A 16,089-nucleotide genomic window follows, 5' to 3' on the forward strand; every position below is an offset into this window, starting at 1 on the left:
CGGGCTGAACGTGGTCGGCCCCCTCGGTGGACCCGAGGAGCACAGGACATAGAGGTGAGACGTGCTCAGTTCGACATGGCGCAGTCGTTCGACGCGGGGAGTTCTGGTTATCGGAGCTGCCGCGTCGTTGGTGTTGTCCGGATGCAGCGACAAGTCGTCCGACGGCGGCGGTGGCGGCAACACCGATCTCTCGATCCAGTCGGTGGTCCAGCTCGACACCGAGGGCAAGGCCGTGGCCCAGACCGACGCGGGAGCCGCCGCCGACCCGGCCGGTGACGGCAAGGCCAAGTGCGCGCCGCAGACCATCGCGATGGCGGGCCCGCTGACCGGTGGCAACGCCGCGCTCGGCATCAACATCATCAACGGCGTCAAGCTCGCACTCGACCAGCACAACAAGGCCAACCCGGATTGTCAGGTCCAGGTCAAGCAGTTCGACACCGAGGGCAAGCCGCAGATCGCGACGCAGGTGATCCCCACCATCGTCAGCGATCCCAGCATCATCGGCCTGATCGGCCCCACCTTCTCCGGGGAGACCAAGGCCACCGGCCAGATCCTCAGCGAGGCGGGCATGCCCACGCTGACCGCCTCGGCCACCAACCCCACGCTGACCCAGAACGGCTGGAAGACCTTCTTCCGCGGCCTGGGCAACGACAACTCGCAGGGCCCGGCCGTGGCCAACTACCTGACCGGTGAGAAGGGCTTCAAGAAGATCTGCGTCGTGCAGGACAACACCGACTACGGTGCCGGTCTGGCGCAGGCGTTCCTCACCGCCGCCGGTCCGGCCGCCGACGCGTCCTGCGCGGTCAGCGTCAAGGAAGGTGACAAGGACTTCTCCGCCGCGGTGTCCAAGCTCTCGGCCGCCGCGCCCGACGCCATCTTCTACGCCGGGTACTACGCCGAGGCCGCGCCGTTCGTGCAGCAGCTGCGCTCCGGCGGCGTGAACGCCACCTTCGTCTCCGCCGACGGCAGCAACGATCCCGAGTTCGTCCGCCAGGCCGGTGCCTCGTCCAAGGGCGCGCTGCTGTCGTGCCCGTGCAGCCCGGCGCCCGACGAGTTCGCCTCGGAGTACAAGGCACTCAACGGCCAGGCGCCCGGCGTCTACTCCGTCGAGGGCTACGACCTGACCACGATCCTGCTCAAGGGGATCGACTCGGGCAAGGTGACCCGCGCCGAGCTGGTCGACTACGTCCGCAACTACACCGGCACCGGTGTCGCCCGTGAGTACAAGTGGGGCGAGACCGGCGAGCTGGCCAACATCCAGATCTGGATGTACGAGGTCAAGTAGTCCCTTCGAGAGTGTGGAGCGGTGCGCGTGGTGAGGCCACGCGCACCGTTCGCCCGACGCGAGAGAAACCATGACATCAGCGGCATCGCTCGGTGTGACCCTGTTGGCCGAGGGGTCCATCGATTTCAACGTTTCCGGCGTGATCGACCAGTTCTGGAAACTGACCGTGGACGGTCTGACCTACGGCTCGATCTACGCCCTGGTCGCCGTCGGCTACACCCTGGTCTACGGTGTGCTGCGGCTGATCAACTTCGCCCATTCCGAGATCTTCATGCTCGGCATGTTCGGCACCTATGTGGGCCTCGAGCTGCTCGGCTTCGCCCCCAGCGGTAACGCCTACTCCCAGGGCGTGCTGCTGACGGTGATGTATCTGGGCGTGGCGATGCTGTTCGGCATGCTGGTCTCGGGCATCGCCGCGATCGGCCTGGAACGGGTCGCCTACCGGCCGCTGCGCAGGCGCGGCGCCAAACCGCTGGCCTTCCTGATCACCGCGATCGGCATGTCGTTCGTGATCCAGGAGTTCGTGCACTACATCCTGCCCAAGATCAAGCCCGGGCTCGGTGGTTCCAACGCGCAGACCGGTATCCGGCTGGTGGAACCCAAGGTGCAGTTCACCTTTCTCGGCGCGCCGGTCACCAATGTGGCGCTGGTGATCTTCGCCGCGGCCATCGTGCTCGCGATCACCACCGAGATCCTCATCAACCGCACGAAATTCGGCCGGGCCATCCGCGCGGTGGCCCAGGACCCCGACACCGCCACCCTGATGGGTGTCTCGCGGGAACGGGTGATCGTGCTGACCTTCCTCATCGGCGGCCTGCTGGCCGGTGCCGCCGCGATGCTCTACACGCTCTACATCCCCACCGGCATCATCTTCTCCGGTGGCTTCATCCTCGGTATCAAGGCCTTCAGCGCCGCGGTGCTCGGCGGTATCGGCAACCTGCGCGGCGCGTTGCTGGGCGGCATGCTCCTGGGCGTGGCCGAGCAGTACGGCCAGATCCTGTTCGGCAACGAATGGCGTGACGTGGTCGCCTTCGTGCTGCTGGTGACCGTGCTGATGTTCCGGCCGACCGGCATCCTCGGCGAGAGCCTGGGGAGGGCCCGCGCATGACCGACCTGACGAAGAACACGGCGACGACGACGCCGCCGAGGCGCGGCCTCGGCGACGCGATCCGCACCTGGTGGGACGGACTCTCGCGCCCCGGTCAGTGGGCGGTCGGCGTGCCGATCCTGCTCGCGCTGGCGCTGCTGCCCATCTACACCCCGCCGCTGATCGACACCCCCGGGGTGAGCTTCGGCGGCGTGATGGCGCAGTTCGCGATGTACGCGCTGATCGCCATCGGCCTCAATGTCGTGGTCGGCCAGGCCGGTCTGCTCGACCTCGGCTACGTCGGCTTCTACGCCGTCGGCGCCTACACCGTCGCCCTGCTGACCAGCCCGAACAGCCCGTGGAACCAGACCGACGGCGGCTGGCTCGAACCCAGCTGGGCCTGGCTGGCCTGCCTGCCCATCGCGGTGGCGCTGACCGCCGTCGCCGGGTTGATCCTCGGCGCGCCCACGCTGCGGGTCCGCGGCGACTACCTGGCGATCGTGACGCTGGGCTTCGGTGAGATCGTGCGCCTGATGGCCGACAATCTCGACGAGCTGACCAACGGCAGCCTGGGCCTGTCCAAGGTCGCCTACCCGGAGGTCGGCGAGTCCGAGACCCATCCCGGTGGGGTGTTCTCCCCGGGTAATCTCGGCGACCCCGACAGCAAGAACCCGCTCGAGCACGCCAACAGCGGCACCTGGTGGTTCTGGCTGGGCATGGTGCTGGTCGTGGTGGTGCTGCTGATCATCGGCAATCTCGAGCGCAGCCGGGTCGGCCGCTCCTGGGTCGCGATCCGCGAGGACGAGGACGCCGCCGAGATCATGGGCGTGCCGACCTTCAAGTTCAAGCTGTGGGCCTTCGTGATCGGCGCCTCCGTCGGCGGCCTGTCCGGCGCCATGTACGCCGGTCAGGTCACCTATGTGAACCCCAAGCAGTTCGACATCATCCTGTCGATGCTGTTCCTGTGCGCGGTCGTGCTCGGCGGCTCGGGCAACAAACTCGGCGTCATCGTCGGTGCCTTCCTCATCGCGTATCTGCCGATGCGGTTGCAGTCGGTGCAGCTGGTGTCCAGCGAGTCGACGGGCTATCTGCTGCTGGCCCTCGACGTCGCGGTGCTGATCGGGCTGTGGCTGCTGTGGCGGTGGCGCGGCGACACCCTCGGTGTGTGGGTCAGGCGGGGCGTGATCACGGTGTCGATCGTCGCGGTGGTCTTCGGGCTGCTGCTGGCAGGCAGCGTGCTGCTGTTCCGCAAGGGCGGCGCGCAGACCCTCGGCGACCTGAAGTACTTCTACTTCGGCATCGCCCTGGTGGTGATGATGATTCTGCGGCCACAGGGTCTGTTCCCGGTGCGCCAGAAACTGCTCACCTACGGCAGGCAGGTATACCAGGCGGTCGTGCGCAAGCCGGCGGCCGAACCGATCGGAGCAGGGCGATGACGGGGCCGGGCGCAGGGGACGCGCTGTACGACAACGAGGACATGAAGGCCGGGTACAAGCCCGCGCCGGAGGTCGAACCGGCCGGTGAGGTCGACCTCACCGCGGTCCTGCCCGAACTCGCCGACGCCGAGACCGTCGCCGATGTGGTCGCCCCGCACCGCGACATCGAGACCGCCGTCGGTGAGCCGCTGCTGCGCACCGACGGGCTGACGGTGAAGTTCGGCGGCCTGACCGCCCTGGACGGGGTGAGTTTCGAGATCCGCCGCGGCGAGATCCTCGGCCTGATCGGCCCCAACGGCGCGGGCAAGACCACCTGCTTCAACGCCATCACCGGCGTCTACAAGCCCGCCGCGGGCAGCGTGCACTTCGACGGCAGGCCGCTGGCCAAGACCAAGCGCAACGAGATCACCCGCCTGGGCATCGCGCGCACCTTCCAGAACGTGCGTCTGTTCGGCGAGATGACCGCGCTGGAGAACGTGGTGGTCGGCACCGACGCCCGGCACACCACCTCGGTGCCCGGTGCCATCCTGCGCACCCCGAAGCATCGCAGGGAGGAGCGCGACGCCATCGAACGCGGCATGGCGCTGCTGGAATTCGTCGGCATCGCCCCGCGCGCGGTGGAGAAGGCCCGCAACCTCTCCTACGGTGACCAGCGGCGGCTCGAGATCGCCCGCGCGCTGGCCACCGAGCCCAAACTGCTGTGCCTGGACGAACCGGCCGCCGGCTTCAACCCGAGTGAGAAGTCCGCGCTCATGGAGCTGATCCGCAAGATCCGCGACGACGGCTACACCGTGCTGCTGATCGAGCACGACATGCGCCTGGTCATGGGCGTCACCGACCGGATCGTGGTGCTCGAGTTCGGCCGCAAGATCGCCGACGGGCTGCCCGCCGAGGTCCGCGAGGACCCGGCGGTGATCGCGGCCTACCTGGGTGTTCCCGACGCCGACACCGTGGCCGAGGTCCGTGAGGAGGCCGCCGACGCCGCCGCGGCCGGGGCCTCGCCCGCCACGGTGGTGGTGGAGAAGGCCGACGAGCAGGTCGACGAGGTCGCCGTCGCCGGTCCCGAGCCGCTGCTCGAGGTGCGGGACATGGTCGTCAACTACGGCAGGATCGAAGCGCTGCACGGGATCTCGCTGTCGGTGTCGCCGGGGGAGCTGGTCACCCTGCTCGGCGCCAACGGCGCGGGCAAGACCACCACCATGCGGGCGCTGTCCGGGCTGCTGCCGCTGACCTCGGGCCGGATCTTGTTCCAGGGCAAGGACATCACCGCGATGAAGGCCCATGACCGGGTGGTCGAAGGGCTCATCCAGTCGCCGGAAGGGCGCGGGGTGTTCCCCGGCATGACGGTGCTGGAGAACCTCGACATGGGCTGCTACGGCAGGCCCTTCGCGCAGAAGACCGAATACCAGCAGACCCTGGACTGGATCTTCGAGCTGTTCCCGCGCCTGGCCGAACGGCGCAAACAGGTCGGCGGCACGCTCTCCGGCGGTGAACAGCAGATGCTGGCCATCGGCCGGGCCCTGATGGCCCGCCCGAAACTGCTGCTGCTCGACGAGCCGTCGATGGGTCTGGCGCCGATGGTGATCCAGCAGATCTTCCGGATCATCAGCGAGATCAACCGCCAGGGCACCACGGTCCTGCTCGTCGAACAGAACGCCCAGCAGGCGCTGACCCGCAGCGACCGCGCCTACATCCTGGAAACCGGCGAGGTCACCAAGTCCGGCGCGGGTGCGGACCTGCTCACCGACCCCGCGGTCATGTCCGCCTATCTCGGCGCCGACTGACCGGCTGCCTGTCACCCGGCCCCGTGCTCCGTGTGAGCGCGGGGCCGGTCCGGTTTTCCGGGGCAACACCCGCGGCGAGGGCGTCGATGTCACACCGTGTCCCTACACTCATGCGGGTGAGTTCACCGACGACTGCTCAGGCATCGACAACGACCACCGCCGACGGGGGTGAGCGGCCGACGCTGCTGCTCCTGGACGGGCATTCGATCGCCTATCGCGCGTTCTTCGCGCTACCGGCGGAGAACTTCAAGACCGTCACCGGGCAGACCACCAACGCGGTGTACGGGTTCACCTCGATGCTGATCAACCTGCTGCGCGACGAGAAGCCCACGCACGTGGCCGCGGCCTTCGATGTGTCGCGCAAGACCTTCCGCACCGAGGCGTACCCCGAGTACAAGGCCAACCGCAGCGCCACCCCGGACGAGTTCCGTGGCCAGGTCGAACTCACCAAGGACGTGCTCGGCGCGCTCGGCATCCCGGTCATGGCGATCGACGGCTACGAGGCCGACGACGTGATCGCCACCCTCACCACCCAGGCCACCGCCCAGGGGTACCGGGTGTTCATCGTCACCGGCGACCGCGACGCCATCCAGCTGGTCAACGACGACGTCACCGTGCTCTACCCGCGCAAGGGCGTCTCCGACCTCACCCGCTTCACCCCCGCCGAGGTCGAGACCAAATACGGTCTCACCCCGGCCCAGTACCCCGACTACGCGGCCCTGCGCGGCGACCCGAGCGACAACCTGCCCGGCATCCCCGGCGTCGGCGAGAAGACCGCCGCCAAGTGGATCCGCGAATACGGCGACCTGGCCACCCTGGTCGACCGCGTCGACCAGGTGAAGGGCAAGGTCGGCGACGCCTTACGCGCCAATCTGTCCAGCGTGGTGCTCAACCGCCAGCTCACCGAGATGGTCCGCGAGGTCCCGCTGCCCTACACCCCCGACCAGCTCGCGCAGGCGCCGTGGGACCGCGAGAAGATCCACCAGCTCTTCGACGACCTGGAATTCCGCGTCCTGCGTGATCGCCTCTTCGACACCCTCGGTTCGGCCGAACCCGAAGCCGAGTCCGGTTTCGAGATCAGCGGCGCCATCGTGGAGCCGGGCACGGTCGGCGACTGGCTGGCCGAACACGCGAAACCCGGTGTGCGCCACGGACTCTCGGTGGTCGGCACCGGCACGCCGGTACACGGTGACGCCCGCGCGCTCGCCCTGGCCGCCGCCGACGGCGAGGGCGGCTACCTCGATCTCACCACCCTGACGCCCGAGGACGAGGCCGCCCTTGGCATCTGGCTGGGCGACCCGGAGGTGCCCAAGGCCCTGCACGAGGCCAAGGCCGCCGAGCACGCCCTGCGCGGGCGCGGCTTCACCCTGGCCGGGCTCACCAGCGACACCGCCCTGTCGGCCTACCTGGTGCGCCCCGGCCAGCGCAGCTTCAACCTCGACGACCTCTCGCTGCGCTACCTCAAGCGTGAACTGCGCGCCGAGACCGGCGACGACGGCCAGCTCTCGCTGCTCGACGACGAGGACACCGTCGCCGCCGACCTCGCCCGCGACGAGATGCTGCGCGCCCGCGCCGTCGCCGACCTGGCCGACGCGCTCGACACCGAACTGGAGCAGATCGAGTCGACCGCGCTGCTGCACGAGATGGAACTGCCGCTGCTCGGCGTGCTGGGCACGCTGGAGGACGCGGGCATCGCCGTCGACGTGGCGCAGCTGGAATCGTTGCAGCGCCAGTTCGCCGACCGGGTCACCGAGGCCGCCAACGCCGCCTACGAGGTGATCGGCAAGCAGATCAACCTCGGCTCGCCCAAGCAGCTGCAGGTGGTGCTGTTCGACGAGCTCGACATGCCCAAGACCAAGCGCACCAAGACCGGCTACACCACCGACGCCGACGCGCTGGAGTCGCTGTTCGAGAAGACCGGCCACGCCTTCCTCGAACACCTGCTGGCCCACCGCGACGCGACCCGGCTCAAGGTCACCGTCGACGGCCTGCTCAAGTCGGTCGCCGACGACGGCCGCATCCACACCACCTTCAACCAGACCATCGCCGCCACCGGCAGGCTCTCCTCCACCGAGCCGAACCTGCAGAACATCCCCATCCGCACCGACACCGGCCGCCAGATCCGCGACACCTTCGTCGTCGGCCCCGGCTTCGCCGAGCTGATGACCGCGGACTACAGCCAGATCGAGATGCGGATCATGGCCCACCTGTCCGGCGACGCGGGCCTGATCGAGGCGTTCAACTCCGGCGAGGACCTGCACACCTTCGTCGCCTCCAAGGCCTTCGACATCCCGCTGCACGAGGTGAGCCCGGAGCTGCGCCGCCGGATCAAGGCCATGTCCTACGGCCTGGCCTACGGTCTGAGCTCCTACGGCCTGTCCGCGCAGCTCAAGATCAGCACCGCCGAGGCCAAGGAGCAGATGGACGTCTACTTCGACCGCTTCGGTGGCATCCGCGACTACCTGTCCGACGTCGTCGACGAGGCCCGCAAGGTCGGCTACACCCAGACCCTGTTCGGCCGCCGCCGCTACCTGCCCGACCTGGACTCCAGCAACCGCCAGCGCCGCGAGGCCGCCGAACGCATGGCCCTCAACGCCCCCATCCAGGGCACCGCCGCCGACATCATCAAGGTCGCGATGATCAATGTGCAGAACGCGATCACCGACGCGGGCCTGAAGTCGCGCATGCTCCTGCAGATCCACGACGAACTCGTCTTCGAGGTCGCCGACGGCGAACGCGACGCCCTCGAGGCCCTGGCCCGCGACCAGATGTCCTCGGCCATCGAACTCTCGGTCCCCCTCACCGTCTCGGTCGGCACCGGCCACAGCTGGGACGCGGCGGCCCACTGAACGCCGTGGCGCCTTTGTCCAAGCCGGCCGGGCGGCGCGGTCGTACCGTGGACGAGGGGTGACCGGAAGGAGCCGATGATGGCCGGGTTCGTGGCGACCGCCGAGGTCGAGATCGATGCTTCGCCGCAGCGGGTCTGGGAGGTACTGACCGACCCGGTGGCGATTCGGGAGTTCATGTTCGGGGCCGAGGTGGAGACCGACTGGCGGCCCGGGAGCCCGATCGTCTGGCAGGGCGAGTACGAGGGCAAGCCGTACACCGATCGGGGCGAGATCCTCGCGGTGGAGCCGGGGCGGGTGCTCACGATGACGCACTACAGCCCGCTCGGTGGGCAGCCGGACGTGCCGGAGAACTACCACACGCTCGGCTACCTGCTCAGCGGCGACGACACGTCGACGCATCTGACGCTGAGTCAGGACAACAACGCCTCCGAGGAAGAGGCCGCGCACGCGCAGGGGATGTGGGAGTCCCACGTGGCCGGGATCAAGGCCGCCGCCGAACGCGCCTGATCGCACCGCCGCGCCGTCGTGCCCGGGGTGTGGCAGCATCGGAGGGTGCCCGCCGATGTCATCGCGACCCCGCTGCCCGCCTGCCCGGATATCGACCAGGCTTTCGCGGCCGCGTGGCCGGTGCGCCTGGGCGACACCGACGGCGACGACCGGCTGCGCCTCGACGCGGTGGCGCGCTATCTGCAGGACATCGGGTTCGATCACCTCGACGCCGTCGAGGACGGTGACACCCATCAGGCGTGGATCGTGCGGCGCACCATCATCGACGTCTACGAACCGATCGTGTTCGGCGACCGCGTGCGGCTGCGCCGCTGGGCCGACGCGCTGTCGAACCGGTGGTGCGATATGCGCATCCAGCTGCGCGGCGAGCGCGGCGGACACATCGAGGCCGCGGCCTTCCTGATCCACATCGATCCGGTGGCGGGCAGGCCAGCGCGGATGAGCGACGCCTTCATGGCGCCGATGCTGGCGAGCACCACCGAGCACCGGCTGCGCTGGCGGGCGGCGCTCACCGAGCTCGACGAGCCCGAGGCGGAGGCCGCGCCGTTCCCGCTGCGGGTCGCCGACGTGGACCGGCTCGGGCACGTCAACAACGCGGTGTACTGGGAGGCGGTCGAGGAGGCCCTCGCCGCGCACCCGGACCGCCACCGGCTGCCCTACCGGGCGATCGTCGAACACGCCGGACCGGTGATGATCGGCGACAAGGTGGTGCTGCGCACCAGCGCGCGGCCCGGCGCCCTGCGCATCCAGCTCGAGGTGGACGGTTCCGCGCGGGCACTGGCCTCGGTGGAACCGCTGGCCGGGGGACCGGCGCACTGATCCGTGCGTTCGGGGGTCGCGCACTCCCGGCGGTGACCGGAACCACCGATCTGAGCTGCGGTGACGGTACTCACCGGTAGACACGGCGGGGTCGTAAGTAGGTTGCGGTTTCACGACGATCGCCCTATTCTCGACAACGTGCCGAATCCCGCCGACCGCTTTGCCGCGCTGCTTGTCGCTGACCGCGACCGCGCGGCCGCTGCTGCGCAGACCGCGCAGGCAGCCACCCGGCAGATTCTTCTCGTAGTAACCCGCCGTAGCGGGGTCTGATTCGGACCAGCCCCCTCGCTGCGGGCTGATTTTCATTGTTCTGCTGGTCCCACCTGCCAACGAAGACCATCTTCGGGAAGACCTCACCTGCAATGACACTGCTGACACTGGACCATGCCCTGTTCGACGCCGCCCCCCGCGGGCTGCGTGCCGAACTCACCGACCTCACCCCCGCCGAGTTCCTCGACCGGTACACCCGGTTCGAGGGTCCGATCACGCTCGGCGAATGGACTTGTTCCGGAACGGATTTCACCGCCACCCTGGAATTCGCCGACCACCTGCGGACCGTCCTGGCCACCGGTAGCCCGGTCGCGGCCATGACCTCCGCGCTCTACGACGAGGGCTACCCCCTCGAGATCCTGCAGTTCCACCAGCGGCCCACCGCCGAGGGTATCGCCACGTTCGTGCGGTGCGATCTCGACGGCAGGCGCGGCTGGGCCGCGGCCATGGCCGCCGGTGGCGCCGAGTCGACCGTGCGCGCCATGATCGCCTGCGTCGGCAAGCTCGCGGGCTGATCCGCCCCGGCACACGCCGAAAGGGCCCGTTCACCTCACCGGAGGTGAACGGGCCCTTGACGTTTCGCGCCTATTCGGCGGGGGAGGACTGCTCGGCGATCTGCTTGCGCACCTCGTCCATGTCCAGGCCCTTGACCTGGGTCACCAGGTCCTCCAGCGCGGCGGGCGGCAGCGCGCCCGGCTGGGCGAACACCAGCACACCCTCGCGGAAGGCCATGATGGTCGGGATCGACTGGATGTTGGCGGCCGCGGCGAGCCCCTGCTCGGCCTCGGTGTCGACCTTGCCGTGCACCACGTCGGGGTGCTTGTCCGAGGAGGACTCGAAGGTGGGGGCGAAGCTGCGGCACGGACCGCACCAGGAAGCCCAGAAATCGACGAGTACCACGTCGTTTCCGGTGATCACTTCGTCGAAGTTCTGCTGGGTCAGCGTCTGGGTGGCCATGACGTCCTCTCCTTGTCGGTGTCCCCGGCTGTAACGCCGGGGTCTTTCACTATCTTCCCCCGGCCACGAGCCGCTCCTGCCGCGTGTCTCCGTCCCAGCGGCGAATCCCCACCACAACGGCGGAAAAATCGTGGTCGGCCGCCACCGCGCGCACGGCGTCGCCGAGCCGCTCCGGCGGTACCCGGCGAGCCAGGGTCACGTGCGGGGTCCAGGCATCGGGTGCCACGTTCGGCGGAATGCCGGGGCACGGCGCGACCAGTTCGGCGACCCGGCGCTGCAGGGCCAGCAGCTCCTCGGTGACGACCACCGCCCGCACCAGGATCGGCCTGCGCGCCCCGAACACCAGTACCCCGCCCAGCCGGACCGGCAGCGGGGCGAAGTCCGTGCGCTCGAGCGCGTGGTCGATGCGTGGCCAGATCTCGCGGGCCACCGCGACGGTGATGTGCGGGCGATGGGTGGCGCCGCGCGGACTGCCGATGCCCGCCTCGGCCAGCACCGCCCACTGCCTGCGGATCTCCGCCTCGCCCCGCTCGTCCAGCAGCAACTCCACCGACTGCACCATGCCCGCCAACCTAGTCGCCGCGGCGTGTCCGGGTGGGGCGCTCGCGCGCACCGCGACGCGCACGCGCGAGGATGAGGGGGTGAACGGTGCGAAGACGAGTCCGCGGCTCGGTGTGATCGACGGTGACGGCATCGGCCCCGAGGTGGTGGCCGCGACGCGGACGGTGGTCGACGAGGCCGTCGCCGCGGCGGGCCTGGACCCGGTGACCTGGGTACCCCTGCTGATCGGTCACGCCGCCATCGCCGCCCACGGCGATCCGCTGCCCGAACAGACCCTCGACGCCCTGGCCGGGCTCGACGCCTGGATCCTCGGTCCGCACGACAACGCCTCCTACCCGGCCGAGATGCGGGTGGCGCCCGGCGGGGCGATCCGCAAGCGCCTGGGCCTCTACGCCAATATCCGGCCAGCGATGGCCTTCGCCGGCGTGCGGGCCACCGCGCCCGGCATCGACCTGGTGATCGTGCGGGAGAACAGCGAGGGCTTCTACGCCGACCGCAACATGTTCGCCGGGTCGGGGGAGTTCCGCCCGACCGAGGACGTGGCCATGGCCGTCGCGGTGATCACCCGGCAGGCGTGCGAGCGGATCGCGCACCAGGCGCTGCGGCTGGCCCAGGGCAGGCGCGGGCGGGTGACGGTGGTGCACAAGGCGAATGTGCTGCCGATGACGACCGGCCTGTTCCGCGATGTGTGCTTCGAGGTGGCCGCGCAGTACCCGGACGTGCGGGTCGACGACGCGCACGTCGACGCGATGGCCGCGCATCTGGTCCGTTCGCCCGGCGACTACGACGTGATCGTCACCGAGAACCTCTTCGGCGACATCCTCTCCGACCTCGCGGGTGAACTCAGCGGCTCACTCGGCATGGCCCCCTCGCTCAATTGCTCCGACACCAAGGCGATGGCCCAGGCGGTACACGGCGCGGCCCCCGGTCTGGCCGGGCACAATCGCGCGAATCCGGCGGCGCTGCAATTGTCGGCGGCGATGTTGTTGCGCTGGTTGGCAGTTCGCGACGACAACGGTCTGCTGCACGACGCGGCCGACCGGATCGGTCACGCGGTGGCGGCGACTCTGGCGGCGGGAGTGGCGACCGCCGATCTCGGTGGTCTGGCCTCGACGAGCGAATTCACCGAGCAGGTCGCCGCGCGCGTGCACCGGAGGTGAAAAGGCGTCTTCCACATTCGCTGATGAATCTTCGGTTACTGTCGCACCACGCTGTGTCCGGTTCGCCTACATTGCCAATCAGGCGCTGACACGTCCGGCGGCGCCGAAGGCGAATGGTGGAGGCCCTGTGGCAGGTCGAATGATTCTCGCTCGCCGCGCCGCGCGCACGATCGGCGTCGTCGCGGGCATCGTGCTGGTATCGGCCGGGTGCGTGCACAATACCGAGGGCGACACCGCCGATGTGGCCAAAGTGCAGGTCGAACGGGTCGACGAGCTGGCCGCGACCGTGCCCGAGCGGATACGGCAGGCCGGAAAGATCGTCGTCGGGGTCAATGTGCCGTATCAGCCGAACGAGTATCGCGACGCGAGCGGCGATATCGTCGGCTTCGATGTCGATTTGTTCGACGCGGTGGCCGCCACCCTCGGCCTGCGCGCCGATTATGTCGAATCCGCGTTCGAGAAGATCATTCCCGCGATTCAGGCAGGCACCTATGACGTCGGCATGTCGTCGATCACCGATTCGCGCGAACGCGAGAAACAGGTCGATTTCACGACCTATTTCTCCGCCGGGGTCCAATGGGCGCAGCGCACAGGTAAGGACATCGACCCCGAGAACGCGTGCGGCAAGAAAGTCGCCGTGCAGGCGACCACCGTCGAACACACCGAGGAAGTACCCGCCAAGAGCGCGAAATGTGTCGCCGAGGGTAAGGACCCGATCGATATGAAAGCCTTCGACGAGCAGAGCGCGGCCACCAACGCGCTGGTTCTCGGCCAGGTCGACGCCATGTCCGCGGACTCCCCGGTGACGGCGTACGCGATCAGGCAGACCGACGGCCAGCTCGAGGCGGCGGGCCCGATCTTCGAGTCCGCGCCCTACGGCTGGGCGGTGCAGAAGTCCTCGCCGCTGGCGGTGTCCTTGCAGAAGGCACTCCAGCACCTGATCGACACCGGGAAGTACGCCGAGATCACCGCCAACTGGGGTGTGCAGGACGGACGGATCACCACCTCGGTGATCAACGGGGCTGTGAGCTGACATGAGCGACGACGACACCCCCGAAGTCATCAAGGCCGTCCCGCTGCGCAGGCCCGGCCGCTGGATCGCCGCGGCCGTCATCCTGATCCTGGTCGGCCTGTTCGTCTACGGCGCGGCCACCAATCCCGCCTACCGCTGGGACACCTACGGCCGGTACCTGTTCGACTACCGGATCACCCAGGGCGCCATCGTCACCCTGGAGCTGACGGTGCTGGCCATGGCCATCGCGGTGGCCCTCGGCACCGTGCTCGCGGTGATGCGCCTGTCGCCGAATCCGGTGCTGCGCACCACGGCGTGGGTGTATCTGTGGATCTTCCGCGGCACCCCGGTGTTCGTGCAGTTGGTGTTCTGGGGGCTGGTGCCCTCGCTCTACCGGCAGATCGACCTCGGTGTGCCGTTCGGGCCGCAGTTCTTCCACCTCGACGTGCAGCAGTTGCAGGCGGCGTTCCTGTTCGCGGTGATCGGCCTGGGTCTCAACGAGGCCGCCTACATGGCCGAGATCGTGCGCGCCGGCATCAATTCCGTCGGTGAGGGCCAGCGCGAGGCCTCGGTGGCGCTGGGCATGTCGTGGACGCAGACCATGCGCCGCACGGTGCTGCCGCAGGCCATGCGGGTGATCATCCCGCCCACCGGCAACGAACTGATCGGCATGCTCAAGACCACCTCGCTGGTCACCGCGATTCCGCTGAGCACCGACCTGTTCGGCCGCGCCCGCGACATCTACGGCGTCAACTTCCAGCCGATCCCGCTGCTGCTGGTCTGTGCCACCTGGTACCTGGCGATCACCAGCGTCCTCATGGTCGGGCAGTACTACCTGGAACGGCATTTCTCACGGGGAGCCACCCGGCAGCTGACGGCCAAGCAGCTCGCCGAACTGGCCACGGCACAGGCGGCGGTGAAGGCGAAATGACCGAATCAGCAGTGACGACCCCGCCGATGGTGCTGGCCGACCGGGTCTGCAAGAACTTCGGCGCGCTGAAAGTGCTGCGCGGTGTCTCGCTCGAGGTGCGGCGCGGCAAGGTGCTGTGCCTGGTCGGGCCCTCGGGCTCGGGCAAGTCGACGTTCCTGCGCTGCATCAACCACCTCGAGCAGGTGAACGCGGGCAGGCTCTACGTCGACGGCGAGCTCGTCGGCTACCGGGAGAAGAACGGCAAGCTCTACGAGATGCATCCGCGCGAGGCCGCCCGGCAGCGCCGCGACATCGGCATGGTGTTCCAGCATTTCAACCTGTTCCCGCACCGCACGGCGCTGGAGAACGTGATCGAAGCGCCCACCCAGGTGCGCGGCATCCGCAAGGCCGAGGCCGTCACCCGGGCCGAGGAGCTGCTGGACCGGGTCGGCCTGGCCGCCAAGCGCAATGCCTATCCGGCGCAGCTCTCGGGTGGTCAGCAGCAGCGGGTGGCGATCGCGCGGGCGCTGGCCATGGACCCCAAGCTCATGTTGTTCGACGAGCCGACCTCGGCGCTGGACCCGGAACTGGTCGGTGAGGTGCTCACCGTCATGCGCGAGCTGGCCGATTCCGGCATGACCATGCTGGTGGTGACCCACGAGATGGGCTTCGCCCGCGAGGTCGCCGACGAGCTGGTGTTCATGGACGGCGGGGTGGTCGTGGAATCGGGTCCGCCGCGCGAGCTGCTGGCGAACCCCCAGCAGGAGCGCACCAAGACGTTCCTGTCGCGGCTGCTCTGACGGGTCAGCCCGCGTCGGGCGTCAGGAGTTCCAGCGACACCTGGGCCTGGGCGATGCGGCGGATGGCGGCCAGCGCAGTGTCGCCGAGCACCGTGAGCACCACCACCGCGTCGACGATGTCGTCGCGCCCGCCCGCGGCCACCGCGGTCGCGACATCGTTGTCCGCGATCACCCGCGCACCGTCGAAATAGGCGGGCAGGGCGGTGGCACCCCAGTCCCCGTAGCCGAGCTGGGCCAGGCGCACCAGGACCGAGGTGAGCGTGTCGATCGCCTCCGTGCTGGGTTTCATGTCCCAGCCGCGCCGGTCCATCTCCGCCCGCACGGTCGCGGCGGCGCGTTCCCATTCGCTGTCGGGGGCGCTCGGCGCGGGCGTGGACAGGCTGCCCTGCACCACGCCGAGCAGACTGAACAGTGGCAGGTCGGGGGAGTCGACGGCGGCGAGCACCTCGCCCACCGTGGACACCGGCAGCCCGCCGACCTCGATCAGCGCGCGGACCAGCCGCAGCCTGCGCAGGTGTTCCTCGCCGTAACTGGCCTGGTTGGGGCCGGTGCGCGTGCCCGCGGGCAGCAGCCCCTCCCGCAGGTAGTACTTGATCGTCGGCACCGCGATGCCGCTGCGCTCACTCAACTCCGAGATCCGCACCGCTACCTC

Annotated in this window: 15 protein-coding genes and 1 pseudogene; 13 read left to right on the forward strand and 3 right to left on the reverse strand. The window is 69.1% G+C overall.

Translation table 11 applies throughout. The features are described from left to right. Positions 1-127: 127 nt before the first annotated feature. From ACFC06_RS28110 to ACFC06_RS28150, 9 genes and pseudogenes are all read left to right on the forward strand, one after another. Complete coding sequence (locus tag ACFC06_RS28110; protein WP_375938172.1) at positions 128-1,285, forward strand: branched-chain amino acid ABC transporter substrate-binding protein; 1,158 nt, start codon at positions 128-130, stop codon at positions 1,283-1,285. Between the two features lie 70 nt (positions 1,286-1,355). Next, positions 1,356-2,393 (forward strand): branched-chain amino acid ABC transporter permease, encoded by a 1,038-nt coding sequence (locus ACFC06_RS28115; RefSeq protein ID WP_375938175.1) that lies wholly within the window; start codon positions 1,356-1,358, stop codon positions 2,391-2,393. Then, on the forward strand, positions 2,390-3,808 hold the full coding sequence (locus ACFC06_RS28120; protein WP_375938178.1) for a branched-chain amino acid ABC transporter permease: 1,419 nt from the start codon (positions 2,390-2,392) through the stop codon (positions 3,806-3,808). Before ACFC06_RS28115 ends, ACFC06_RS28120 begins: the two co-directional genes overlap by 4 nt. Before the next feature lie 41 nt (positions 3,809-3,849). Then, positions 3,850-4,713, forward strand: a pseudogene (locus ACFC06_RS28125) (ABC transporter ATP-binding protein); the annotation flags it as partial. 183 nt (positions 4,714-4,896) lie between these two features. Then, a complete protein-coding gene (locus tag ACFC06_RS28130) occupies positions 4,897-5,592 on the forward strand; it encodes an ABC transporter ATP-binding protein (RefSeq protein WP_375938492.1) in 696 nt (231 codons plus the stop codon). Between the two features lie 110 nt (positions 5,593-5,702). Next, on the forward strand, positions 5,703-8,441 hold the full coding sequence (gene polA / locus ACFC06_RS28135; RefSeq protein WP_375938181.1) for a DNA polymerase I: 2,739 nt from the start codon (positions 5,703-5,705) through the stop codon (positions 8,439-8,441). A gap of 78 nt (positions 8,442-8,519) precedes the next feature. Then, entirely contained in the window at positions 8,520-8,948 is a 429-nt protein-coding gene (locus ACFC06_RS28140) for an SRPBCC domain-containing protein (protein ID WP_375938184.1), read from the forward strand. 45 nt (positions 8,949-8,993) lie between these two features. After that, entirely contained in the window at positions 8,994-9,767 is a 774-nt protein-coding gene (locus ACFC06_RS28145; RefSeq protein ID WP_375938187.1) for an acyl-[acyl-carrier-protein] thioesterase, read from the forward strand. A 362-nt stretch (positions 9,768-10,129) separates the two neighbouring features. Beyond that, positions 10,130-10,552, forward strand: coding sequence for a 2-keto-3-deoxygluconate kinase (locus ACFC06_RS28150; protein WP_375938190.1), 423 nt, complete (start codon positions 10,130-10,132; stop codon positions 10,550-10,552). 70 nt (positions 10,553-10,622) lie between these two features. On the opposite strand, the gene trxA is transcribed toward ACFC06_RS28150, so the two are convergent. Together trxA and ACFC06_RS28160 are read right to left on the reverse strand one after the other, a co-directional pair. Continuing rightward, entirely contained in the window at positions 10,623-10,994 is a 372-nt protein-coding gene (gene trxA / locus ACFC06_RS28155) for a thioredoxin (RefSeq protein WP_375938193.1), read from the reverse strand. A 49-nt stretch (positions 10,995-11,043) separates the two neighbouring features. After that, positions 11,044-11,556, reverse strand: coding sequence for a 2'-5' RNA ligase family protein (locus ACFC06_RS28160; RefSeq protein WP_375938196.1), 513 nt, complete (start codon positions 11,554-11,556; stop codon positions 11,044-11,046). 79 nt (positions 11,557-11,635) lie between these two features. Here ACFC06_RS28160 and ACFC06_RS28165 point away from each other — a divergent pair, with 79 nt between their 5' ends. The 4 genes from ACFC06_RS28165 to ACFC06_RS28180 all read left to right on the forward strand — a co-directional run bounded on the left by ACFC06_RS28165 (position 11,636) and on the right by ACFC06_RS28180 (position 15,437). Beyond that, on the forward strand, positions 11,636-12,715 hold the full coding sequence (locus ACFC06_RS28165; RefSeq protein WP_375938199.1) for an isocitrate/isopropylmalate dehydrogenase family protein: 1,080 nt from the start codon (positions 11,636-11,638) through the stop codon (positions 12,713-12,715). A 139-nt stretch (positions 12,716-12,854) separates the two neighbouring features. Beyond that, positions 12,855-13,748 (forward strand): ABC transporter substrate-binding protein, encoded by an 894-nt coding sequence (locus tag ACFC06_RS28170; RefSeq protein ID WP_375938495.1) that lies wholly within the window; start codon positions 12,855-12,857, stop codon positions 13,746-13,748. A gap of 1 nt (position 13,749) precedes the next feature. Beyond that, positions 13,750-14,658, forward strand: a complete 909-nt coding sequence (locus tag ACFC06_RS28175) for an amino acid ABC transporter permease (protein WP_375938202.1) — start codon at positions 13,750-13,752, stop codon at positions 14,656-14,658. A gap of 26 nt (positions 14,659-14,684) precedes the next feature. Further along, positions 14,685-15,437: an amino acid ABC transporter ATP-binding protein gene (locus ACFC06_RS28180; RefSeq protein ID WP_375938498.1), complete on the forward strand. Its 753-nt coding sequence runs from the start codon at positions 14,685-14,687 to the stop codon at positions 15,435-15,437. 4 nt (positions 15,438-15,441) lie between these two features. Here ACFC06_RS28180 and ACFC06_RS28185 read toward each other — a convergent pair whose 3' ends face one another. Then, positions 15,442-16,080 carry a MerR family transcriptional regulator gene (locus ACFC06_RS28185; RefSeq protein ID WP_375938205.1) on the reverse strand — a complete coding sequence of 213 codons (639 nt, stop codon included), beginning with the start codon at positions 16,078-16,080 and terminating at the stop codon, positions 15,442-15,444. Positions 16,081-16,089: the final 9 nt, after the last annotated feature.

It is taken from the genome of Nocardia sp. NPDC056064 (assembly GCF_042266925.1).
Taxonomy (GTDB): Bacteria; Actinomycetota; Actinomycetes; order Mycobacteriales; family Mycobacteriaceae; genus Nocardia.